A 20,602-nucleotide genomic window follows, 5' to 3' on the forward strand; every position below is an offset into this window, starting at 1 on the left:
AACAACTGACAGATGACAGCTGTTGAAATCTGTTATCTGTTATCTGTCAGTTGAATTCTGTCAGCCGTCAGCTGTGCAAGTCAGCGCCCGTCAGCCGCCGGCGCCGCTCCGGCCGCCTCGCACCGCCGTGTCCGCAGCTCCGCCGGCCCCGACGGCGCGCAACCGGGAGGCGGCGGTGGCGGCAAGCTGGGGCGCGATCCGGGCGACGTCGCGGGAGCCGACCGCCGCGATCAGGCTCGGCAGCAGCCAGCGGACCGGCTGCATGCCGCGCAGCCAGGCCTGCGCGTAGACGTGGGCGGACCTCCGGGCGATGCCGGCGACGATCCGCTCCACTGCGGGCTCCAGCGGGTAGGTCTTGTTGGCCGGCCACGGCAGCCTGGTCCGCATCTGCTTGAGCACGGTGTCCTCGTCGGCGCCGCGCACCATGTCGGTGTCGGTCCAACTCAGGTATCCCACACCGACCTTGACTCCCTGGTAGGCGACCTCGGCACGGAGCGAGTGGGCGAAGGCCTCCACCCCGGACTTGCTGGCGCAGTACGCGCTCATCAGCGGCGCGGGAGTGAGCGCGGCGAGCGAGGCGATCTGCAGCAGGTAACCCCGGCTCTCGGCGAGGGCGGGCAGGAAGGCCCTGGCCGTGGCGACGCTGCCGAGCAGGTTGACCTCGATCACCCGGCTGAACGCCCGGTGGTCGCTGTCCACCACCGGCCCGCCGATGGCGATGCCGGCGTTGGCGACCACGGTGTCGATCCGGCCGTAGTGCCCCTTGATCCGACGGGCGGCGTCGCCGAGCGCGTCGAGGTCGGTGACGTCCACCTCCCAGCTGGTCGCGGCCGCGCCGCACTGCGCCGCGACGGCCTTGAGCTCGTCCGGCTCCAGCCCCAGGAGGGCGACCTTGGCCCCGCGCCGGGCGAGCGTGCGAGCGAGCGCAGCCCCGACCCCGCGGGCGGCCCCGGTGACGACGACGACCTGTGCGGACAACGGCGGGATGGCGTTCATGCGGCGGCGGTCCTCTCGGAGACGGGCGCAGAGGCGGAGGAGGCAGCGGTGGAGGAGGCAGGAGCGGAGACGGAAGCGGGTGCGGCGGACAGGTACGCGGCGGCCAAGCGGTGGATCTCGGCCGCGACCTCCACCGGCCGCTCCAGCGGGGCCATGTGCCCGACCCCCGGAAGCAGCAACAGCCCCTGCGGGTCGGTGAGTTCGGCGACGATCCGGTGTGCGTGCACCGGCGGGGTCAGCCGGTCCGCGGTGCCGACCACGACGGCGGTCGGTGCGGCGAGCCGGGCGAGTCCGGAGTGGACGTCCAGGCGGTCGAGGACGGCCGCCCAGTTGGCGCGGACGGCGGTCGGGCAGGCGTGCACGATCCGGGCCGTCGCCTCCACCTGCCCGGCGGACGAACCCGGGCCCATGGTGGCGTACTTGAGCGCGACCCGGCTGACCGGCGAGACCGGCCCGAGCGGCAGCCGGGAGCGCAGCAGCAGGCGGTTCAGGAAGCGGCGCAGCCTCGGGGAACGCACCCCCTCGGGCAGCACGGTGAGTTCGTCCACCAGCTCCCCCGGCCCGGTGGAGACCAGGACGGCGGCGGCGGTGCGGTCGGCGATCTCGGGTCGGCCGCCGGCGGCCATGATGGTCATCCCGCCCATGCTGTGCCCGGCGAGCACGGCCTTCTCCCCCACCGGGACGGTCCGGGCGAGGACGGCGGAGAGGTCCTCGGCCAGCGCCCGGGTGGAGTAGCGGACCCGGCTCGGCGGGATCTCGCTGTGCCCGTGGCCGCGCTGGTCGTACGCCACCACCCGGTAGCGGTCGGCGAGTTGGCGAATCACCGGAGCCCAGAAGGCGGTTGAGCAGGTCCAGCCGTGGGCGAGCACGACGGTCGGCGCCCCGGGCTGGCCGTGCACCTCGACGTGCAGCCGGATCCCGTCCGCCGATCGGATGCTCAACTCCTCGACGGGCAGCGGCGGGACGTACTCGGCGGGTAGCTCGGCGGCACTCATGCGGACACCTCCTGCGCGGTACGGGCGGCGTCCTGGTCGGCGCGCATGATCAGTTCGTACTCGCCGAGGTCGACCTTGCGGGTGGCACGGCGGAACGCGGTGGTGGAGCCGGGCCAGAGCACGGTGTTCTTGCCGTTCGGATCCAGGTACCAGCTGCGGCAACCGCCGGTGGTCCAGACGGTGCGGTCCATCCGGTGCTGGAGTTCGAGGTTCCACTGCCGCTGGGCCCGGGCGGTGGGCTGCATCGCGGTGGCGCCGATCGACTTGAGCGTGGTCAACGCGTCGATCAGGTAGTTCAGTTGGGACTCGATCATCAGGATCATCGAGCTGTTGCCGAGGCCGGTGTTGGGGCCGATCACGAAGAACAGGTTCGGGAAGCCGTGCACGGCCGAGCCGCGCAGCGCCTCCATGCCGTCCTTCCACTCCTCCGCCAGGCTGGTGCCGTTGGCACCGAACACCCGGGCCCCGATGGGCATGTCGGTGACGTGGAAGCCGGTGCCGAAGACGATGGCGTCGACCTCGTGCTCGCTGCCGTCGGCGGCGACCAGGGTGGAGCCGCGCAGTTCGCGCAGGCCGGAGGCGACGACCTCGGTGTTGGCCGCGGCGAGCGCCGGGTAGTAGGTGTTGCTGAGCAGGATGCGCTTGCAGCCGATCCGGTAGTCCGGGGTGAGCTTGGCGCGCAGGGCCGGGTCGGGAACACCCTGGGCGAGGTGGCGTTCGGCGAGTTGCTGGACCACGCGCAGCATGCCCGGGCGGCGTACGAAGGCGTCCACCTGGAGCTCCCGGAGGGCGAACAGGGTGCCGCGGCGGATCTTCCCGGTGACCGGTACGCGGTCGTGCAGCCACTTCTCCAACTGGCTGATCTCGCGGTCCCGGCGCGGCAGGACCCAGGCGGGCGTGCGCTGGAAGACCGTCAGCCTGCCGACGTTCGGCTGGATCGACGGGATGATCTGGGCGGCGGAGGCCCCGGTGCCGACGATCGCGACCCGCTTGCCGGTCAGGTCGTAGTCGTGGTCCCAGCGGGAGGAGTGGAACACCTTGCCGGGGAAGGCGCCGAGCCCCGGCAGGTCGGGGATCTGCGGGTCGGCCAGCGGTCCGGCGGCGGAGACCACCGCGTCCGCGGTCCACTGGCCGGCCGAGGTGGTGATCCGCCAGCGGACCTGTTCGGCCTCCCAACGCGCCTCCAGCACTTCGGTGTTGAACCGAAGGTGCGGGCGGAGGCCGAAGACGGTGGCGACCTTCTCCAGGTAGGCGCGGATGTCCGGCTGGCCGGAGAAGCTGCGCGGCCACGCGGGGTTGGGCGCGAAGGAGAAGGAGTAGAGGTGCGAGGGCACGTCGCAGGCGCAGCCGGGGTAGCTGTTGTCGCGCCAGGTGCCGCCGACCGAGTCCGCCCGCTCCAGGACGACGAAGTCGGTGATCCCGGCGCGGCGCAGCCGGACCGCGGCGCCGAGACCGCCGAAGCCGGAGCCGACCACCGCCACCCGCACGTGCGGGACGGCCTCGTCCGCCGCGGGGGCACCGGACGTGCCGGAGCGGGGGCGCTTGCTGCTGGATGCCATGCGGCCTCCTCCTGAGGGTGGGGCGATGATCTTCGCGCTGCCGTACCGTGGCGCCCGCTCGTGCCGCGCCTCCTGGCGCGCCGACGACGCCGTGCTCGTGCTGTGCTCGTGCCGTGCTCGACTGCTCCCGTACCGCCCTGGCGCTGCCCTGATGCTGCCCTGATGCGCCCGGGTGAAGCCGCGGTGTCGCTCTGGTACTGCTCTGCATGATGCTCGGCGCACTGCCTTGCCGTACTGCCCTGTGCGCCGCCTTGCCGCGCTGCCCTGCCGTGTTGCCGTGCCGTACTGCCGGGAGGGCTCCCCGACGACCGGCGTCGAGGCCTCCCCAATCGCGCCAGTAATCACTGGCATGATTGGCAGGGTAGCCCTTGCTGACACCGGATGGAAGAAGCGCGACCACCCGGATTCCGGGAGCCTTCGGAGGTGACGGACCTATGCTGATCGCCGTGGACAAGGTCAGAGCTGCTGCGGGTGACGGAAAACGCGAGTACCGGGTGGAGGAACTGGCCGAGGCGGCCGGCATCACCAGCCGGACGCTGCGCTTCTACCGCGAGCGCAAACTGCTCCAGCCGCCCCGCAAGGAGGGCCGGATCGCCTGGTACGGCGAAGAGCACCTGGCCCGGCTGCGGATGATCGGCGAACTGCTGGACCGCGGCCACACCCTGGGCGGCATCGCCGAACTGATCGGCGCCGGCGAGAGCGGGCGGGACGTCGCCGAGCTGATCGGGCTGGAGGCCGCGATCGTCGCCCCCTGGTCGGACGAGACCCCGGTGCGCCTGGACTGGGACGAGCTCAGGACCGTCTTCGACGACCAGCTCACCGAGGAGAACACCGCCGAGTCGATCGCCCAGGGCTACATCACGATCGACGACGACGGGATCACCCACATCAGCCGCCGCCTGATGGACGCCACCACCGCACTCGTCGCCGAGGGCGTACCGCTCTCCGTGGTGCTGGACGCCAGCCGGCGCACCCAGGAGCACGTGGAAGCCATCGCCGAGATCTTCATCGACGTGGTCGGCGAGCACCTGCTCGGCGCCCTCGCCGCCGACGCCCCGCTGCCGCCCGGCGAGGCGACCCGGCTCACCGAACGCATCCTGCGGGTTCGGCCGCTGGCCCGTACGGTCGTCGACGCTCAGTTCGCCCTCGCGATGGACCGGCGGGTGCCCGCCGAGTACGACGAACTGCTGCGCCAGCGACGGGAGAACGACACCGAGGCGTAACCCCTCCGGCGGGAGGGCAGGGATTCCCGCGCCCTGCCCACCCGTTGGAGGAACCGCCGATGCCCAGACCCCTCAGTCGCCGCGCCGCGCTCGGCCTCGCCGCCGGGCTCACCCCGGGCCTCGCGCTCGCCGCCTGCGGCCCCAACTCCTCAGCCCCAAGCGCCAGTTCGACAGGCGAGCCGGGCGGGGCCAGCGGGTCAGGCCCCCGGACCGTCCGGCACGCTCGCGGCGAGAGCACCGTACCGGCCCGGGCCGCCCGGGTGGTGGCGCTGGACACCGACGCGCTGGACTCGGTGGTCACCCTCGGGCTCACGCCGGTCGGCGCGACCACCGTCGCCGAGGGCGCTCCCTTCCCCGCCTACCTGCCCGCCGAACGGCTGGCCGCGACGAAGGCCGTCGGCGCCATCGGGCAGCCCAGCCTGGAGGCGATCGCGGCGCTGCGGCCGGACCTCATTCTGAGCAACCAGGTGCGCGACGACAAGCGGTACGACGAGCTGGCGAAGATCGCGCCGACGGTGCTGTCCAAGACCACCGGGCCCACCTGGAAGGAGAACGTCCGGCTGCACGCCGAGGCGATGGGCCGCCAGGCCGAAGCCGAAGCGGTGGACGCGGCGTACCGGACGAAGGCGCGGGACCTGGTCACCGCACTCGGTGGCCCGGCCAAGGCCGCCGCCACCCGGGTCGAGATGGCCCGCTTCCTCGCGGGCGCACCGACCAGGCTGTACCTCAACGACACCTTCGTCGGCTCGCTGTTCAAGGACCTCGGGCTCGGCCGGCCCGCCAACCAGGACAAGCCCGGGTTCTCGGTCGAGATCAGCCCCGAGCAGGTGGACCAGGCGGCGGCCGACGTCATCTTCTACTCGGTCTACGGGGACGCGGCCAAGTCCGACCAGGGCAGGATCACCGATGGCGCGCTGTGGAAGAGCCTGGACGCCGTCCGCACCGGCCGGGTGTTCCGGGTCGACGACAACCTGTGGATGCTCGGGATCGGCTACACCGGTGCCGGCCTGATCCTGGACCAGATCCGGAAGGACCTCGCGCCCTGAGCGCCCCCCGGCGGCGCACGGCCCGATGACGGCGGACGGCCGCACCCGCGCACGCCCCACCCGTTGTCCACTCCTCCAACCCCGCCCCTCCCCCGCCCCCGACGCCACTGGTCGATCGACCGATTACCCACCCCCCGACCGCACCCCTACCGTCGAGACTCACCCGCAGGTCGCTGTCGCCTGGTCGGGCCGGTGACGGGAGGCGGGCGCCCGCGCCGGCTCCGTGTGGGGGCGTACCGATGTCCGTGGTCGTGAAGTTCCGTACGGCGGCGCAACTGACCGGCGGCCGGGTGCTGCTGTGGTCGCTGCTCGGTCGGTTGCCGAACGCGATGAGCCCGATCGGCACCCTGCTGCTGGTGAGCCGGAACACCGACAGCGTGTGGCGCGGCTCCCTGGTCGCCGGTGCGCTGGCGGTCGGCCAGGCGGCCGGCGGCCCGTTGGTGGGTCGGCTGGCGGACCGACGCGGGCAGCGGGCGGTCGGGCTGGTCGCCGCGCTGGTCAACGCGACGGCACTGGTGGCGCTGGTGGCCGCCTCGCAACACGGTTCGGCCCTCGGCTGGCAGCTCGCACCCGCCGCCGTGGTCGGCCTGTCCGTCCCGCTGGTCGGCCCGCTGTCGCGCAGCCGGTGGGTCCGGTTGACCTCCGGCAAAAGGGAGTTGACCTCCGTCATGCTGTCGCTGGACGGGATCGTCGACGAGGTCGGCTTCACCGCCGGGCCGGCACTGGTCGGGGTCCTCGCCACCGTCTCCTCCCCCGCCGTCGGCCTGCTCGTGGCGGCCGCGCTGTCCGGCGTCTGCGCGACCCTGTTCGCGCTGCACCCGACGGCCTCCCCCGGCATCCCGAAGTCCCCGGCCCGCTCCGCCGAGCGGCTGCTCACCGTGCCCTACGCCCTGCTGCTGGCCGGGATGGCGCTGCTGGGCGCGTGTTTCGGCTCGGTGCAGGTCGGGGTGACCGCCACCACGGAGGCACTGGGCCGGCCGGGCGCCGCCGGGCTGTTGTACGGCTTCATCGGGTTCACCAGTTCCCTGGCCGGGATCGCCACCGCGGGCCTGCCCGCCCGGTGGGAGTTGGCGTCCCGGCTGCGGGCGGGCACGGTGCTGCTGTTCGCCGCTTCCTGCGTCCTGCTCGTCTCCGCCGGGAGCCTGTGGAGCCTGACCGCCGCCGTGGGCCTCCTCGGGGTGGCGGTCGCACCGCAGATGATCACGATGTTCGGCCTGGTCGAGCGGACGGTGCCGGCCGTCCGGCTGGGCGAGGCGATGGCGGCGCTGGTCAGCGCGCTGATCCTGGCCCAGTCGGCCGGCACCTTCCTGGGCGGCTGGGCGACCACGCACTTCGCGCCCGCCGCGCCGTTCGCGATCACCGCGGCCGCGGCGGCGGCCGCCCTGCTGCTCGCCGCGTGCACCGCGACCGAACAGCGCTACCGTCGCCGCACTCCGACCGCTCCGACCGGCGCTACGACCGACGGCCGGTCTGACGCTTCCGGCCTCCGACCCCGCATCGCCGCGCCCGCGCGCCGCGCCCCGCGCACATGACGGCGGGGGCGACGGTGGTCCGCACACCGTCGCCCCCGCCGTGCGGCCCTGCCCGCCGGCACCCGTGGTTCGGCAGGGCCCACTCAGGCGGTCGTCAGTTGACGTTGACCGCCGTCCAGGTGGCCGCGACCGCGTTGTACTCGGCGCTGCCGTTGCCGTACAGGTCCGCCGCCGCGCTGAGGGTGCCCGCCCGGGCGCCCGCGTAGTCGGTGGTGGAGGTGAAGTAGACGGTCAGCGCGCGGTACCAGATCTGCGCGGCCTTGTCCCGGCCGATGCCCGCGAGCGAGGAGCCGTCGGCCGTCGGGCTGTTGTAGTTGAACCCGTTGATGCTCTTCGCGCCGCTGCCCTCCGACAGCAGGTAGAAGAAGTGGTTCGCCACGCCCGACGAGTAGTGCACGTCGAGGTTGCCCACGCCGGCGGACCAGGAGTCGGCGGACTGGCCGTCCTTGCTGGGCTGGTCCATGTAGCGCAGCGGGGTGCCGTTGCCGTTCAGGTTGATCAGCTCGCCGATCCAGTAGTTCGGCGGGTTGGAGGGCAGGTTGGCGTACCACTCGACCATCGTGCCCATGATGTCGGAGGTGGCCTCGTTGAGGCCGCCGGACTCGCCCGCGTAGTTGAGGTTCGCCGTGGCGGCGGTGACGCCGTGGCTCATCTCGTGGCCGGCCACGTCGATCTCGGTGAGCGGGGCGGCGTCGCCGTTGCCGTCACCGTAGGACATGCAGAAGCAGCTGTCGTCCCAGAAGGCGTTGACGTAGTTGGAGCCGTAGTGGACGCGGCTCGCGGCGCCGACACCGTCGTTGCGGATGCCGTTGCGGCCGAAGGTGTTCTTGTAGAAGTCCCAAGTGGTGGCCGCGCCGAACTGGGCGTCCACGGCGGCGGATTCGCGGTTGGAGGCGGTGCCGTCGCCGAAGTTGTTGGAGGTGTTGGCGAACAGCGAGCCGTTGCCGGCGGTTCCGTTGTTCATGTCGGTGGTGGACTGGCCGCCGCGGGTGTCGTCCTTCAGCGAGTAGCTGGAGCCGCTCTGCGCGGTGGTGAGCGGCACCTGGCCGACGAAGACGCCCTTGCCGGTGCCGGCGGCGGTCTCGATCTTCTCGTGGGTGGACAGCACCTGGCCGGTGGCGGCGTCGGTGACCAGCACCTGGTTGCTCGGGGTGCCGTCGGCGCGCACGCCCTCGACGGTGGTGCGGTACGCCAGGCGCGGGTTGCCGTCGCTCGCCCAGACGACCAGTTCGGCCTTGCCGGTCTGGTGCACGTCGGCGAGCGGGGACTCGTCCTTGTCCGCGGCGACGCCGACGGTGGCCTGGACGGCGCCGGTGGCCTGCGCGGCGGCCTGGTCGGCCGGGATCTGCGGGGTCAGACTCGGCAGCGCGAGCTTGGCGGAGACCGCCTTGTCGACCGACTTGACCGAGCCGTTGGCCTTCTGGTGGACGACCAGGTCGCCGCCGAGCACCGGCAGGCCGGCGTAGGTGCGCTCGAAGCGCAGGTGCCGGGTGCCGTCCTTGTCCACCACGGCGTCCTTGGCGACGAGCCGCTCCTTCTCGCCGAGGGCGAGGGCCTTGGCGAGCGGGCCGGACTGGCCGCCGGCCAGGGCGAGCACGGCCGCGTGCTGGTGGTCTGCCTGGGCCTGGACGCCCGCTACGGGGCTGGCCTGGGCGGCGGTGCTCACCTGGATCACACCGGTCAGCAGGGCGGTGGCCGACAGTACGGCGACAGCTGCGAGCTTTCGCTTCACGTGCGAGTCCTTCCGGGAAACCGCGTGTGGACGCGGTCGCGCCGCGTTCCGGGGGCCGGGGTCGGCACCTGTGGGGCGGAAATGGGCGCTGACGTGCTGAAACCCCGGGCGGTCGAGCGGCGAGCCACCAAGGGGTGGGGGTGGGGGCTACCGCCGGGGCTGTCCAGAAGCATGACAATCCAGCAGGTGAATTGACAGGTCTACCTCAGCGATTGGCCAGGTCCCGCCAGCTCGCCAGGGCTCTCAAGCGGTGGGCAAAGCGGGGCAATTCACCGCGCCTTGCAGTGGATTCCCACCCGAATCACGGCCGACTGCCTGCACCGATGCCCGATCGACTATCGAACGCCGATTCGGCGCGCCGAGCCGAGCGAGCCGGAATCGACTTTTACATGCCTGTAGAACTTCCAATACGGAATCTTGACATCCGCTTGGCGAGGTCCCGCCACCGGCCACCCTTGCCCGACGTCGGGTCATCTGCTAGCGCCACCGGACCTCGTGTTCACCCGACTCCTCAGCGCAGTCGGCGAGTTGAGAGCGGGGCCCGGGGGCGCGCCGGAGACGGGGAGGGCCCGTGTCCAACAACTGCCCCTCCTCCACCGGCATCTACGATGGCGCCCGGCTCCCCCGGCGCCCCGCTCGCCCGCCCCGGCCCCCGGGTGCCCTGCCCGTACGGGCACCCGAGCCTGGTCGGCACACGCGCTCAACCGCCGCCGACACCGGGCCTGTCCGGTCACGGAAGCGGCAGCGGAGTCGGGGCCGGAAGCGGCGGCGGGATCGGGATCCGGACCGGGAGAGCGAAGGGGTGCCGTTCCTCGACCGGACGGGTCAGCGAGGCTTCCCCGGGAGCACGCCCGGCGCGTACTCCCGTACTGCGGCCAGTAGTTGGCGGATCGACGGGTTCACCATCGGTCGCCCGGCCACGGTGACGGTCGGCACGGTCTCGTTGCCGTCCGCGACCGAGCGGACGAAGGCGGCGGCGTCCGGATCCTTCCAGATGTTCACCATGGTGAACCGCCGGCTGTAGCGCAGGCGGGTGAAGAGCAGCGCCAGGCGCAGGTTCATGCAGAACGTGCACAGCGGCCGCCAGTAGAGGACCACACCGTCGTCGGCTCCGCCGGTCGATGTCACTGGAACCGCCATTCCTGGGCCGTGTTGCCGGGGGTGCAGGTCACCATGGTGACCGCGTTCCCCGGACCGTTGTCGGTCATGCAACGCTGATTCTGGTAGTCGGCCAGCGTGTAGGAGCCCTGGGCGGACCCGCTGCGCACCGTCCAGTTGGTCAGGAAGCTGAAACCTCCGCTCAGGGTGACCTTGCCGTCCATGGTCTGGACGAGCAGCGGCCCGCCGCTGTTGCAGGCGTTGAAACTGATCCAGGAGCCGGGGTCGGTCGCCCGCACCCAGCCGTACTGGGACGCGCCGCCGACCACGATCGGGTTGTCGCCGCTCAGTTCGTCGCGGGCCATCCCGATCGGGCGGCCGTCCTTCACGTTGACGATGGTGGTCCAGGAGGTGCCGCCGCACGACGCCGGCCGGGTGGGGGTCTGCGGGGCCGGCGGGTTGCCGCCACCCGAGGGCGAACCGCCGCCGGACGTGGAGCCTCCCCCGGCGGGGGAACCACCGGCCGCGTTCTGGGCCGGGGGCTGCGGGTTGGGATTGGGGTTGGCGGGCTGGTTGGCGGTGCCGCCCCCGCCGCCGGACTGGTCGGACCGGCCGCCCGAAGCCCCGCCGACGGAGCCGCCCGAGGCGCCGCCCGCAGAACCGCCCGAGGCGCCGCCACCACCGGCCGCGTTGCCGCCGCCCGTCGCGCCCGCGCCGGAACCCCGGCCCGCCGCGCCTCCGTTGCCGCCCGGCGCGGGGGCCTGAACGGGCGCGCCCGGCTGGTTCGGGGTGCCCGGTTGCTGATCGGCGGCCGGGGCCGCGACCGGGGTGTCGGAGGGTGTCGACGTGGCGGGCGGCGTCGTGGCCAGGGCCGTTGGGGTGCCCGTGCCCGGGGTCACCGGGGCCGTCACGACGACGGTCGGCTGGGCGGCGGGCGGCTCGGCCGCGTCCGACCGGCCGGGGCCGCGATCCACCAGCAGGACGGTCGCCGTGCCCATCGAGATGACCACGGGGACGATCACCGGTACCAGCAGTGCGCGACGCGACCGGCGCTTGCCCGGCTCGGTCACCGGCTGCGGCCCCACCTTCGCGACCTCGTCCTCGCCCGGCGCGGGGTCACCCGACGCCGGGCGCTCGCCCGACGCCGGCTGGTCGGCACCGGCCTTCGCCGCGCCGGCGCCCCCGGCCGCCGCCCTGAGGTCGACCGTCCCGGTGTCGGCCGGGGCTACGCCCACACCCGCCGCAACGCCCGCGTCCTTCGCACCGATCGCCGCCCGGGCCGCGGCCGCCATCTCGGCGGCGTCGGCGAACCGGTCCTCCGGCTTCTTCTCCAGTGCCTTCGCGACCAGCTCACGGACCGATGCCGGGAAGGCCCCCGGCAGCTCCGGCGCCGGCTGGCGGACGTGCTTGAGCGCGACCTCCAACACGCTCTCGCCGACGAACGGCGGCTTCCCGGTGAGCAGTTCGAAGCAGACCACGCCGATCGAGTAGAGGTCGGAGGCCGGCCCGGTGCCCGTTCCCTCGGCCTGCTCGGGGGCCATGTAGAGGGCGGTGCCGACGATCGCGTGCGAGGCGGTGATCTTGGTGCTGGCGATCGCCCGGGCGATGCCGAAGTCGGTGATGGTCACCCGGCCGTCCGTGCGCACCATCAGGTTGGACGGCTTGAGGTCACGGTGCACGATCTCCCGGCGGTGGGCGGCGTGCAGGCCGTCCAGCGCGGCGGCGACCAGGCCGAGGGCGCGCTCGGGAGGCATCGGGCCCTCCTCGGAGAGCACCCGGTCCAACGGCCGGCCGTCGACCAGCTCCATGACGATGTAGGCGCAGCGGTCCCCAGGGTCACCGCCCTCGCCGCCCTCCCGGCCCTCGGCACCGCCGCTCTCACCGTAGTCGTGGACGTCCACGACGGCGGGGTGGTCGATCGCGGCGACCAGTTGGGCCTCCCGGCGGAAGCGCTGGATGAAGGTGTCGTCCTCGAACAGCGCCGAGTGCAGGATCTTGACGGCCACCGGCCGCGCCAGCACCGTGTCGTCGGCCCGCCAGACCGTACCCATCCCCCCGCCGCCGATCCGCTCGACCAGCGTGTACCGCCCGCCGAGCACGGCGCCCGGACCCCTCATACTCCCGCCCCCATGTGTCATGACCCTCCCCAGCGGGCCGTTCGGCCCCCAGTGTGCCAGAGGGGGTCGAACGGTCAGCAGGCGCTGTCCGGCCAGGGGTTGAGGGCCGCCGCGTCAGCTGTCCCGGCCCTGCCGGGCGTGCCCGACCACCTCCAGGACCGCGGCGGCGACGGCCTGCGGGTGGTCGGCGTGGACGTGGTGGCCCGCGCCGCGCACCACGATGTGCGACCCCTTGGCCGCGTCGGCGACGACGTGTGACTGGAGTACGGTCCAGCGGGCGCGCATCGCTCCCGGCAGGCCGTCGGTCGCGCTCAGCACGGTCACCGGCACGTCGGGCAGCCGAGCCGCCGCGCGCCGCCGCCGGAGCTCGGAGACCGCGAGGACCGTCAGCCGGTTCTCGTCGAGGACGGTCCGCCGCTGGTGGCGGTGTGCCTCGACGGCCGCCTCGGCCCTCGCGACGGCTCCCTCGGCCCGGCGGGCGGCGGGCGTCATGGCCGCCCGGAGCAGCCCCACCCGCAACAGGACGGCCTCGGCCGCGCGGATGGCCGGTGGCTGGAACTCCTCGTGCGCCGGATCCACCAGGACCAGGCCGGCCACCAGTTCCGGGCGCCGCCAGGCGAGGAGTTGGGCCAGCTGGCCGCCCCAGCTGTGCCCGACCAGGATGGCCGGGCCGGCGCCGAGGTGCTCCACCAGGGCAGCCAGGTCCCCGGTCGGGGACTCCAGCGACGGACCGGGGACGCGAGCGGGGTCACTGGCACCGAGCCCGGCCCGGTCGTACGCCACGACCCGGCTGTGCGCGGCCAGTTCGGGCAGCACCGGCGCCCAGGTCAGCGACGAGGTGCCGCAGCCCGCGAGCAGGACCACCGGCGGGCCGCCGTGCCCCGCCTCCACCCAGCGCAATGCCCGCCCGCCACGGTCGAGTTCGCCCCGCCGCACCCCGCCGGGGACGCGCTCGGCCAGCACCTGCGCGATGGCGTCCTGCACGTCCCGCATGGCCCGCGTGCCCCGCGTGTCCGGTGTGCCCCGTGTGCCCCGTCCTACCTGTACTCCCCCCATGCCCTGCGCGTCCCGCGTGCCCCACGGTTCCCGCGCGTTCCGCCTCTTCTCCGTCTTCTGCACGTTCGGTTCCCCCCTGGATCCGTCCGCCCCGCCGCGGCCTGTGGTGCCGGGTGAGGCGGGTTCGTTGCTCACCACTGCCACGAGTCCCGGGCGCCTCCCCGACGCCCGGCGGGTCGGCCATCGGTCGGGCCCGGACTCGCTGTCAGGCACCGGACCATGGCCGCCCGGCTCCACGTTAACCCGAACACCTCGCCTCCGTTGTGTGACCGGAGGACGAAGAGGAGGTGCTGTGGCGCGAGGCCGTCACCGGCCTGCGCCTGCACGACCCCGGCCGGGGCGGCATCGCGGTGGCCACACCGCGGCCGCCGCCCCGGCTGTCCGGCTGTCCGGCTGTCCGGCGGCTCAGGCCGACAGGGTCCGCTTGAACAGGTCGAGCACCGCCTCCCAGTGGCGCGCGTCGGCGTCGGCGTCGTAGCGGGTGGTGTCGGCCTGGGTGTAGCCGTGCGGGGCGCCCTGGTAGACCTCCTCCCGGTGCCGGACACCGGCGGCGGTGAGGGCCCCGGCGAGCCGTTCGATCTGCTCGGCGGGCATGGACGGATCGTCGTCGGCGTGGCCGAAGTACACCTCGGCGGTGATCCGGGGGGCGCCCAGGTGCGGGCTGTCCGGCGCCTCGGTGGCGAGGCCGCCGCCGTGGAACCCGGCCATGGCCGCGATCCGGTCGGGGTGGCTGGCGGCCGTCCGCAGGGCGAGCATGGCGCCGCGGCAGTAGCCGGTGAGGCCGACCGGGCCGTCCTCGACGAGCGGGGACTCGGCGAGCCAGCGCAGGTAGGCGTCCGCGTCGCGGACGATCACCTCGGGGGTGAGGGTGGCGAGCAGCGGGCCGATCCGTTCGAAGATCGTCGGGTCCTTCTCCAGGTCGATCAGCGGTGGCAGTTCGACGACCGGCGCGCGGCCCTTCCGGTAGTAGGCGTTGGGGACCAGCACGGCGTACCCGGCCTGGGCGAGCCGGTCGGCCATGTCCTTCAGCTGGGGCCGGAGCCCGAAGGCGTCCATGTAGAGGATGACGCCGGGGTGGGCCCGCCCGTCGTCGGGATGGGCGAGGTAGGCGTCGGCGGTGCCGTCCGCCGTCGGGATGTCCACGGTGGTTCCGCGCACGGTCATGGTGAGGGGTCTCCTTCGGTTCGCGCGGCAGGGTAGCCGGTGGACGCCGCCGTCGGCGCGGCGCCCTCGGGGAACGCGGGTGCGACCGCCCGGCGTTGGGCGTACATGGGTGTCATCGTAGATGTGGCGTGCGTGGCGGCGGCGGTGATCGGGCTGGTGCTCCTGATCGCATGGCAGATCCGGGGCGAGTCGTCGGGGCGTTGGCGGCGCGGCGGCGGGAGCAGCGGGGTGGGCCTGGGCGGCGGGCTGGAGGAGTTGCAGGCGCTGTTCAGCCCGGGCAAGCGGGTGCAGGTCGAACAGCGGCGGGAACAGCTGACGCTGCGGGACGACGCCCAGGTCGGAGCGCCGCCACACTTCGGCGTGGACCTGGACCGGGGCGTGGCGGTGCTGCACGGCGGGGGCGGGGCGGGCGGCGAGACCGAACGGGGTCGGACAGGCGGTCAGGCTCCCCAGCCACGGGAGCAGAGCACCAGCCGGTAGCCGTCCGGGTCGGATATCGTCACGCCGAACTCCTCCCAGTAGGGGTTGTGGGCCCGGACCGGGGTGCCGCCGGCGGCCTCCAGCCGGGCGACCAGGGCGTCGTCCACCGGCGCGCCGAGGTAGACGACGAACAGGTCGTCGACCGTCGGGGTGGGCTCCAGCGGGTTCTCCGGGTCGTGGGTGAGTTCGAAGTGCCAGGATCCGCCGGGCGGGCCGACCATCAGCAGGTCGTGCTCGCCGGACACCCGCTCGGTGGTGCGCCACAGCACGTCGAGGCCGAGGCCGCCGACGTAGAAGCGCTCGGCCGCCGCGAGGTCGTGTGAGGGCCGGGCGATGCGAATCCGCGTCGTCGAATCGATCATGGCCGCGACCCTAGCCGATACCACTGACAACGAGCCGTCCACGACGATCCCCCCACCCGCAATCCCGTCGACGATCCCCCGACGGCGATCCGCGGACGGACCCCTCAGAACCGGCGCAGCCGTTCCTCGTCGCTGGTGCGCGGGCAGGTCAGGCAGGCGGCGGCCTCGGGCTTGACGGCGTAGTAGAGGCAGCAGCCGAGCCGGGTACGGGTGGGGTGGCCGCGCCCGTCGGGGGTGTGCAGGCGGCGGAAGTCGGCGGCGCCGGGCAGCGGGAGGGTGCCGCCGGGCAGCACCGCCTCGGCGGCGACGACCCCCGCGTCCTCCTCACCGAGCATCCGGCCGAGGTACCAAACGGCCGAGGCGAGGTCGTCCGTCACCATGCCCCAGAGCGCGCGGTCGCGGCGCCGGCTGGGGGCGGCGAAGGCGGCGAGCACCGGCTCGACGTGGGCGACCACGGCGGCCCGCAGTTCGGCGCGGAGTTCGTCGTCACCCGGGAGGGTGACGTGGCCGCGCGGGCGCAGCGCGAGGCCCCCGGTGGGAGCGTGCAGCCAGAGGTCGGCGGGGTCGACGAGGGGGACTTTCCGGGCGATGTGCCAGGGGCCCGCGATGAGCAGGCACGCGGACCAGACGTAGTGGTGCAGCAGTCTGGAGGCGGTGACGTGCGGGCGGGGGGCGCGCCCGTGCTCGGCGGCGATGCGCTCCTCCTCGCCGGCCAGGACGGCGGCCAGGGCCCGTTCGTCGGTGGCGAGTTCGGCCCCCGAGTACCAGCCGTCGGCGGCACGGGGGTCGGGTTCGTCGGCGCCGAGCAGGCGCAGCTCCAGCACCGGGCAGAGCTCGCGCAGGCGCCGGTAGTCGCCGGACAGGGTGGACGTCGGCGCGACGGGCAGGGGTGTTCCGGGGATCATCGGCGCTCCGTGGATCGACTCCGCATGATCGAATAAGGTGAGGCTCACCTTACAACGTCTCAGGAAGTGCACCGCCCAGGACGGGCGGCGCGACACCCGCGACACCCGGGCGGGGTGACGCCGCGGCGAACGGCCCGGCATCGGACCGGGCGACCCGAGATTGACGAACTTAGGCAAACCTAACTTAAGATCTCGACTCGTGTTGAGAACCGACCCGCCGGCCACCACAGCCCCGGCGACGCCTCGATCGTCGACGGTCCAGCGGCCCCTGCTGCTGGTCGCCGGTGTGGGCGCGCTCGTGCTGTGTGCCGCGCTGAGCCTCGCGCTCGGCTCCCGTTCCATCCCGCTGTCCACCGTGGCCGACGCCCTCACCGGGGCCGCCCACGGCGGCGACGCCGACGTGGTGACGGGCCTTCGCCTGCCGCGAACGGTGATCGGACTGGCCGTCGGGGCCGCGCTCGGCGTCGCCGGGGCGGTCGCCCAGGGCGTCACCCGCAACCCGCTCGCCTCCCCGGTCACCCTCGGCGTCAACGCCGGCGCGAGCCTCGCCGTGGTCGCCGCGATCTACGCGCTGGACCTCACCCGGCCCGTCGAGTACGTCTGGTTCGCCTTCGCCGGGGCGGCCGTCGCCGCGGTCGCCGCGTACGCGATGTCCCGGCGCGGCGGCGACCTCGACCCGGTCCGGCTCGCGCTCGGCGGCACCGTGCTCACCGTGGTGCTCACCTCCTGGACCTCCGCGCTGATGCTGGCCAGTCACCGCACCCTGGACGAGGCCCGGTTCTGGTTGGCCGGCTCGATCGGCGGGCGGCAGCTGGACACCCTCACCCCCGTGCTGCCGTTCCTGGTGCTCGGCCTGCTGGGCGCGTTCGCGATCTCGCCCGCCCTCAATGCGCTGGCCCTCGGCGACGAGACCGCCCAGTCGCTCGGCGTGCCGGTGGCCCGGATCCGACTGGCCGCAGGGCTGGCCGTCGTCCTGCTCGCGGGCAGCGCGGTGGCCGTCGCCGGGCCGGTGGCGTTCATCGGACTGGCCGCACCGCACCTGGTCCGCCCGCTGCTCGGCAACGACCACCGCTGGCTGCTGCCGGGCTGCCTGATCGCCGGTCCGCTGTTGCTGCTCGCCGCCGACGTGCTCGGACGGCTCGTGGTGCGCCCCTCCGAGATCGAGGTCGGCATCGTGACCGCCTTCCTCGGCGCGCCACTGCTCGCCGTACTGGCCCGGAAGGTGGCCCGGTGACCGCGCTCGCCGTGCCCGTCGGCACGCTCGCCCGCCGCCGGGCCCGCACCGCCGCGTGGTCGGCACTGGCCGCCGCCGTCCTGGTGGTGCTGACGGGCGTCGCGCTCGGCACCGGACAGGTGAGCCTGTCCGGATGGGACGCGCTGCGCGCCCTGGTCGGGCAGGGCGAACCCGGGAACGTCCTGGTGGTGCAGCAGTTCCGGGCGCCCCGGGTGGTGTCGGCGCTGATCGCCGGGGCCGGGCTGGCGATGGCCGGCTCGATGCTCCAGCGGCTCTTCCGCAACCCGCTGGCCTCCCCCGACACCATCGGTGTCACCGGCGGCGCGTCCTTCGGCGCGGTGCTGATGCTCGCCACCGGCGCCTCCCAGCAGCTGATCCCGCTGGCCGCGCTCGGCGGCGGACTGCTGGCGGCGCTGCTGCTCGGCGGCCTCGCCTGGCGGTCGAAGATGGCCGTCACCCGGCTGGTGCTGGTCGGCCTGGCGGTGCAGCAGGGCCTCGCCGCCGCCGTGAACCTGATGATCGTACGGTTCCCGGCGGAGCTGGCCTCCTCCGCGATGCAGTGGACCACCGGCTCGCTCTACGGCCGCAACTGGACCGAGGTGTGGATCGGCGGCACCGCCATCGCGCTGACCGCCCTGGCCGTGCTGCTGTGCCAGCGCCGGATCGCGGTCCTCGACCTCGGCGACGACTCGGCCGGCGGCCTCGGCCTCGATCCCGGCCGGGACCGGCTCTGGCTGCTGCTGCTCGGCATCACCCTCGCCTCGCTGGCCGCCGCCCTCACCGGCCCGGTCGCGTTCGTCGCGCTCGCCGTCCCGCACCTGGTCCGGCTGCTCGCCGGGCCGCCCACCCTCAGCACGCTCGGACTCACCGCGCTCACCGGCGCCGTCCTGCTGCTGTCCGCCGACCTCCTCGTGCTCCACGTGATCCCCGTCCACGGCCTGCCGGTCGGTGCCGTCACCGCCACGCTCGGCGCGCCCTGGCTCCTGGCGCTGATGATCCGCCAGGGCCGGCCTCCCCAGAGGAGCAACTGATGACGCCCACGACGACCGTCGAGTCCGTCACCACCACCCCCAACCGGCTCGCCGCGCACGGCCTTCACCTGCGCTACGGCGACCGCACGATCGTCGACGGGCTCGACCTCGAACTGCCCGGCGGCGCCGTCACCGCCATCGTCGGGCCCAACGCCTGCGGCAAGTCGACCCTGCTGCGCGGACTGGTCCGGCTGCTCGACCCCGCCGCCGGCACCGTCACCCTGGACGGCTCCGACATCCACCGGATGTCCGCCCGGACCCTCGCCAAGCGGATGGGCCTGCTGCCGCAGCAGCCGGTCACCCCCGAGGCGATCACCGTCGAGGCGCTGGTACGGCTCGGCCGGTACCCGCACCAGCGGATGCTCAGCCCGTGGTCCAAGGCCGACCAGGCCGCCGTCGAGGACGCCCTCGCCCGGACCGGCACCGCCGAACTGCGCGAGCAGCAGGTCGACCGGCTCTCCGGCGGGCAGCGCCAACGCGCCTGGATCGCGCTCGCCCTGGCCCAGGACACCGAACTGCTGCTGCTCGACGAGCCGACCACCTTCCTCGACCTGCGCCATCAGCTCGACGTCCTCGACCTGGTCGCCGACCTGCACGCCGAGGCCGGACGCACCGTCGTCATGGTGCTGCACGACCTCGGGCAGGCCGCCCGGTACGCCGACCACCTGGTGGTGCTCAAGGACGGGCGGCTCGCCGCCGCCGGGCCCCCCGCCGAGGTCCTCACCGCCGATCTGGTCGAGGCCGTGTTCCAGGTGCCGTGCCGGGTGGTGCCCGACCCGGAGACCGGCACACCGCTGGTCGTCCCCCGCGCGCGGACCCGGCCGCGCGCCGCCGACCGCTGACCGCCGACCGCCACCCGTTCGTCACCCCCGACACTCCTCACCCCCGACGCCCCGCAACCCGACACCCGCTCGACCCGATCCAAGGACCCCCATGAACCGCCGCCTCCCCGTCGCCGCCCTCGCCGTCGCCCTGTCCACCACGCTGCTCGCCGCCTGCGGCAGCGACGGCGGGACCAAGCAGAGCGGGGACGCCTCCTCCGCGAGCGCCGGCGCCTCCGCCGGCTTCCCGCGCACCGTCACCCACGCCGCCGGAACGGCCCAGATCAAGGCCCAGCCCAAGCGCGTCGTGGTGCTGGACAGCGGCGAGCTGGACGACGTCACCCTGCTCGGCATCACGCCGGTCGGCGCGGTGTCGCCGCACATGAAGACCGAGGGCGGGTTCCCGAACTACCTCAAGGACAAGATCAAGGACACCAAGGACGTCGGCCCGATGAACGAGCCGAACCTGGAGCTGATCGCCTCCCTCAAGCCCGACCTGATCCTCTCCTCCAAAGTCCGCCACGCCAAGGTCTACGACCAGCTGAACGCCATCGCGCCGACCGTGCTCGCCGAGACCACCGGGTTCCCGTGGAAGGAGAACCTCGCCCTCTACGCGCAGGCGCTCGGCAAGGAGGACGAGGCCAAGAAGGCCCTCGCCGACTACGAGGCGCGGGCCGCCAAGCTCGGTGAGGCGATCAAGGCGAAGAACGGCGGCGCCATGCCGACCGCCTCGGTGGTCCGCTTCGTGGCCGGACCGCCCCGTCTCTACGCCAAGGCCTCCTACAGCGGCGTGGTGCTCAAGGACGTCGGCCTGGCCCGCCCGGCCGCCCAGGACGTCGACAAGAACATCCTCGAAGTGAGCGCCGAGCAGATCAACCAGGCCGACGCCGACCTGGTGTTCGTCACCACCGCCGACGACCCGTCCAAGACCAAGGAGAGCGAGGTCCAGCAGACCCCGGTCTGGCAGGGCCTGAACGCCGTCAAGAACAGCAAGGTCTTCAACGTCCCGGACGAGACCTGGATGTCCGGCATCGGCGTCCAGGCCGCCGACGCCATGCTCGGCGACATCGCCAAGGCCACCGGCGTGGACGCGCCCAAGTAACCGCCGACGGACGACGGCGGGCGGAGGCGGCTGCCGCTGTGGCCGCCACCGCCACCGCCCGCCGTCACCCTCGTCCGTCACCACCCTCGTCCGTCACCACCCTCGTCCGTACCACCCTCAAGGACCAGCACCCTCAAGGACCAGCACCC

Annotated in this window: 18 protein-coding genes; 8 read left to right on the forward strand and 10 right to left on the reverse strand. The window is 73.6% G+C overall.

Annotation, left to right across the window (positions count from 1 at the left end):
* Positions 1–90: 90 nt before the first annotated feature.
* From ACIQVZ_RS03955 to ACIQVZ_RS03965, 3 genes are read right to left on the reverse strand one after another with little or no spacing between them, the layout of a single operon-like run.
* Entirely contained in the window at positions 91–996 is a 906-nt protein-coding gene (locus tag ACIQVZ_RS03955; protein ID WP_402446987.1) for an SDR family oxidoreductase, read from the reverse strand.
* On the reverse strand, positions 993–1,991 hold the full coding sequence (locus ACIQVZ_RS03960) for an alpha/beta fold hydrolase (RefSeq protein WP_402446990.1): 999 nt from the start codon (positions 1,989–1,991) through the stop codon (positions 993–995). The genes ACIQVZ_RS03955 and ACIQVZ_RS03960 overlap by 4 nt, the downstream gene beginning before the upstream one ends.
* On the reverse strand, positions 1,988–3,550 hold the full coding sequence (locus ACIQVZ_RS03965) for a flavin-containing monooxygenase (RefSeq protein ID WP_402446993.1): 1,563 nt from the start codon (positions 3,548–3,550) through the stop codon (positions 1,988–1,990). Before ACIQVZ_RS03965 ends, ACIQVZ_RS03960 begins: the two co-directional genes overlap by 4 nt.
* Positions 3,551–3,984: 434 nt before the next feature.
* On the opposite strand from ACIQVZ_RS03965, the gene ACIQVZ_RS03970 reads away from it, so the two are divergent.
* The 3 genes from ACIQVZ_RS03970 to ACIQVZ_RS03980 all read left to right on the forward strand — a co-directional run bounded on the left by ACIQVZ_RS03970 (position 3,985) and on the right by ACIQVZ_RS03980 (position 7,351).
* Positions 3,985–4,773, forward strand: coding sequence for a MerR family transcriptional regulator (locus tag ACIQVZ_RS03970; RefSeq protein ID WP_350875214.1), 789 nt, complete (start codon positions 3,985–3,987; stop codon positions 4,771–4,773).
* Between the two features lie 59 nt (positions 4,774–4,832).
* Positions 4,833–5,819 carry an ABC transporter substrate-binding protein gene (locus ACIQVZ_RS03975; RefSeq protein ID WP_402446995.1) on the forward strand — a complete coding sequence of 329 codons (987 nt, stop codon included), beginning with the start codon at positions 4,833–4,835 and terminating at the stop codon, positions 5,817–5,819.
* A 239-nt stretch (positions 5,820–6,058) separates the two neighbouring features.
* On the forward strand, positions 6,059–7,351 hold the full coding sequence (locus ACIQVZ_RS03980) for an MFS transporter (RefSeq protein ID WP_402446998.1): 1,293 nt from the start codon (positions 6,059–6,061) through the stop codon (positions 7,349–7,351).
* Between the two features lie 94 nt (positions 7,352–7,445).
* Here the strand turns inward: ACIQVZ_RS03980 and ACIQVZ_RS03985 are convergent, their stop codons facing one another.
* From ACIQVZ_RS03985 to ACIQVZ_RS04005, 5 genes are all read right to left on the reverse strand, one after another.
* Entirely contained in the window at positions 7,446–9,083 is a 1,638-nt protein-coding gene (locus ACIQVZ_RS03985) for a M4 family metallopeptidase (protein ID WP_402447001.1), read from the reverse strand.
* An 825-nt stretch (positions 9,084–9,908) separates the two neighbouring features.
* Positions 9,909–10,211 carry a glutaredoxin domain-containing protein gene (locus ACIQVZ_RS03990; protein ID WP_350875206.1) on the reverse strand — a complete coding sequence of 101 codons (303 nt, stop codon included), beginning with the start codon at positions 10,209–10,211 and terminating at the stop codon, positions 9,909–9,911.
* Positions 10,208–12,298 carry a protein kinase gene (locus ACIQVZ_RS03995; RefSeq protein WP_402447003.1) on the reverse strand — a complete coding sequence of 697 codons (2,091 nt, stop codon included), beginning with the start codon at positions 12,296–12,298 and terminating at the stop codon, positions 10,208–10,210. Before ACIQVZ_RS03995 ends, ACIQVZ_RS03990 begins: the two co-directional genes overlap by 4 nt.
* 114 nt (positions 12,299–12,412) lie before the next feature.
* Positions 12,413–13,291, reverse strand: coding sequence for an alpha/beta fold hydrolase (locus ACIQVZ_RS04000; protein WP_402447006.1), 879 nt, complete (start codon positions 13,289–13,291; stop codon positions 12,413–12,415).
* A gap of 468 nt (positions 13,292–13,759) precedes the next feature.
* Positions 13,760–14,518 carry a dienelactone hydrolase family protein gene (locus ACIQVZ_RS04005; RefSeq protein ID WP_402447007.1) on the reverse strand — a complete coding sequence of 253 codons (759 nt, stop codon included), beginning with the start codon at positions 14,516–14,518 and terminating at the stop codon, positions 13,760–13,762.
* A 105-nt stretch (positions 14,519–14,623) separates the two neighbouring features.
* Here ACIQVZ_RS04005 and ACIQVZ_RS04010 point away from each other — a divergent pair, with 105 nt between their 5' ends.
* Positions 14,624–14,998 carry a DUF6191 domain-containing protein gene (locus ACIQVZ_RS04010; protein WP_402447009.1) on the forward strand — a complete coding sequence of 125 codons (375 nt, stop codon included), beginning with the start codon at positions 14,624–14,626 and terminating at the stop codon, positions 14,996–14,998.
* On the opposite strand, the gene ACIQVZ_RS04015 is transcribed toward ACIQVZ_RS04010, so the two are convergent.
* Together ACIQVZ_RS04015 and ACIQVZ_RS04020 are read right to left on the reverse strand one after the other, a co-directional pair.
* Entirely contained in the window at positions 14,959–15,360 is a 402-nt protein-coding gene (locus tag ACIQVZ_RS04015; protein WP_402447011.1) for a VOC family protein, read from the reverse strand. The two genes, ACIQVZ_RS04010 and ACIQVZ_RS04015, sit on opposite strands and share 40 nt — an antisense overlap.
* Before the next feature lie 104 nt (positions 15,361–15,464).
* Positions 15,465–16,265, reverse strand: coding sequence for a (2Fe-2S)-binding protein (locus ACIQVZ_RS04020; RefSeq protein ID WP_402447012.1), 801 nt, complete (start codon positions 16,263–16,265; stop codon positions 15,465–15,467).
* A gap of 268 nt (positions 16,266–16,533) precedes the next feature.
* Here ACIQVZ_RS04020 and ACIQVZ_RS04025 point away from each other — a divergent pair, with 268 nt between their 5' ends.
* The 4 genes from ACIQVZ_RS04025 to ACIQVZ_RS04040 all read left to right on the forward strand — a co-directional run bounded on the left by ACIQVZ_RS04025 (position 16,534) and on the right by ACIQVZ_RS04040 (position 20,453).
* A complete protein-coding gene (locus ACIQVZ_RS04025) occupies positions 16,534–17,499 on the forward strand; it encodes an iron ABC transporter permease (RefSeq protein ID WP_350875675.1) in 966 nt (321 codons plus the stop codon).
* Positions 17,496–18,530, forward strand: a complete 1,035-nt coding sequence (locus ACIQVZ_RS04030; RefSeq protein ID WP_402447015.1) for a FecCD family ABC transporter permease — start codon at positions 17,496–17,498, stop codon at positions 18,528–18,530. Before ACIQVZ_RS04025 ends, ACIQVZ_RS04030 begins: the two co-directional genes overlap by 4 nt.
* Entirely contained in the window at positions 18,530–19,372 is an 843-nt protein-coding gene (locus ACIQVZ_RS04035; RefSeq protein WP_402447017.1) for an ABC transporter ATP-binding protein, read from the forward strand. The genes ACIQVZ_RS04030 and ACIQVZ_RS04035 overlap by 1 nt, the downstream gene beginning before the upstream one ends.
* Positions 19,373–19,463: 91 nt before the next feature.
* The gene (locus tag ACIQVZ_RS04040; protein WP_402447020.1) at positions 19,464–20,453 is read left to right on the forward strand and encodes an ABC transporter substrate-binding protein; all 990 of its coding nucleotides are present in this window, start codon (positions 19,464–19,466) and stop codon (positions 20,451–20,453) included.
* Positions 20,454–20,602 lie beyond the last annotated feature (149 nt).

Source organism: Kitasatospora sp. NPDC098663, from assembly GCF_044760075.1.
Taxonomy (GTDB): Bacteria; Actinomycetota; Actinomycetes; order Streptomycetales; family Streptomycetaceae; genus Kitasatospora.

Coding starts and splice junctions, on each gene's coding strand:
- ACIQVZ_RS03955 (WP_402446987.1), bottom strand. CDS start 996: ATGAACGCCATCCCGCCGTTGTCCGCACAGGTCGTCGTCGTCACCGGG.
- ACIQVZ_RS03960 (WP_402446990.1), bottom strand. CDS start 1,991: ATGAGTGCCGCCGAGCTACCCGCCGAGTACGTCCCGCCGCTGCCCGTC.
- ACIQVZ_RS03965 (WP_402446993.1), bottom strand. CDS start 3,550: ATGGCATCCAGCAGCAAGCGCCCCCGCTCCGGCACGTCCGGTGCCCCC.
- ACIQVZ_RS03970 (WP_350875214.1), top strand. CDS start 3,985: ATGCTGATCGCCGTGGACAAGGTCAGAGCTGCTGCGGGTGACGGAAAA.
- ACIQVZ_RS03975 (WP_402446995.1), top strand. CDS start 4,833: ATGCCCAGACCCCTCAGTCGCCGCGCCGCGCTCGGCCTCGCCGCCGGG.
- ACIQVZ_RS03980 (WP_402446998.1), top strand. CDS start 6,059: ATGTCCGTGGTCGTGAAGTTCCGTACGGCGGCGCAACTGACCGGCGGC.
- ACIQVZ_RS03995 (WP_402447003.1), bottom strand. CDS start 12,298: ATGAGGGGTCCGGGCGCCGTGCTCGGCGGGCGGTACACGCTGGTCGAG.
- ACIQVZ_RS04000 (WP_402447006.1), bottom strand. CDS start 13,291: ATGCGGGACGTGCAGGACGCCATCGCGCAGGTGCTGGCCGAGCGCGTC.
- ACIQVZ_RS04005 (WP_402447007.1), bottom strand. CDS start 14,518: ATGACCGTGCGCGGAACCACCGTGGACATCCCGACGGCGGACGGCACC.
- ACIQVZ_RS04010 (WP_402447009.1), top strand. CDS start 14,624: ATGGGTGTCATCGTAGATGTGGCGTGCGTGGCGGCGGCGGTGATCGGG.
- ACIQVZ_RS04015 (WP_402447011.1), bottom strand. CDS start 15,360: ATGATCGATTCGACGACGCGGATTCGCATCGCCCGGCCCTCACACGAC.
- ACIQVZ_RS04020 (WP_402447012.1), bottom strand. CDS start 16,265: ATGATCCCCGGAACACCCCTGCCCGTCGCGCCGACGTCCACCCTGTCC.
- ACIQVZ_RS04035 (WP_402447017.1), top strand. CDS start 18,530: ATGACGCCCACGACGACCGTCGAGTCCGTCACCACCACCCCCAACCGG.
- ACIQVZ_RS04040 (WP_402447020.1), top strand. CDS start 19,464: ATGAACCGCCGCCTCCCCGTCGCCGCCCTCGCCGTCGCCCTGTCCACC.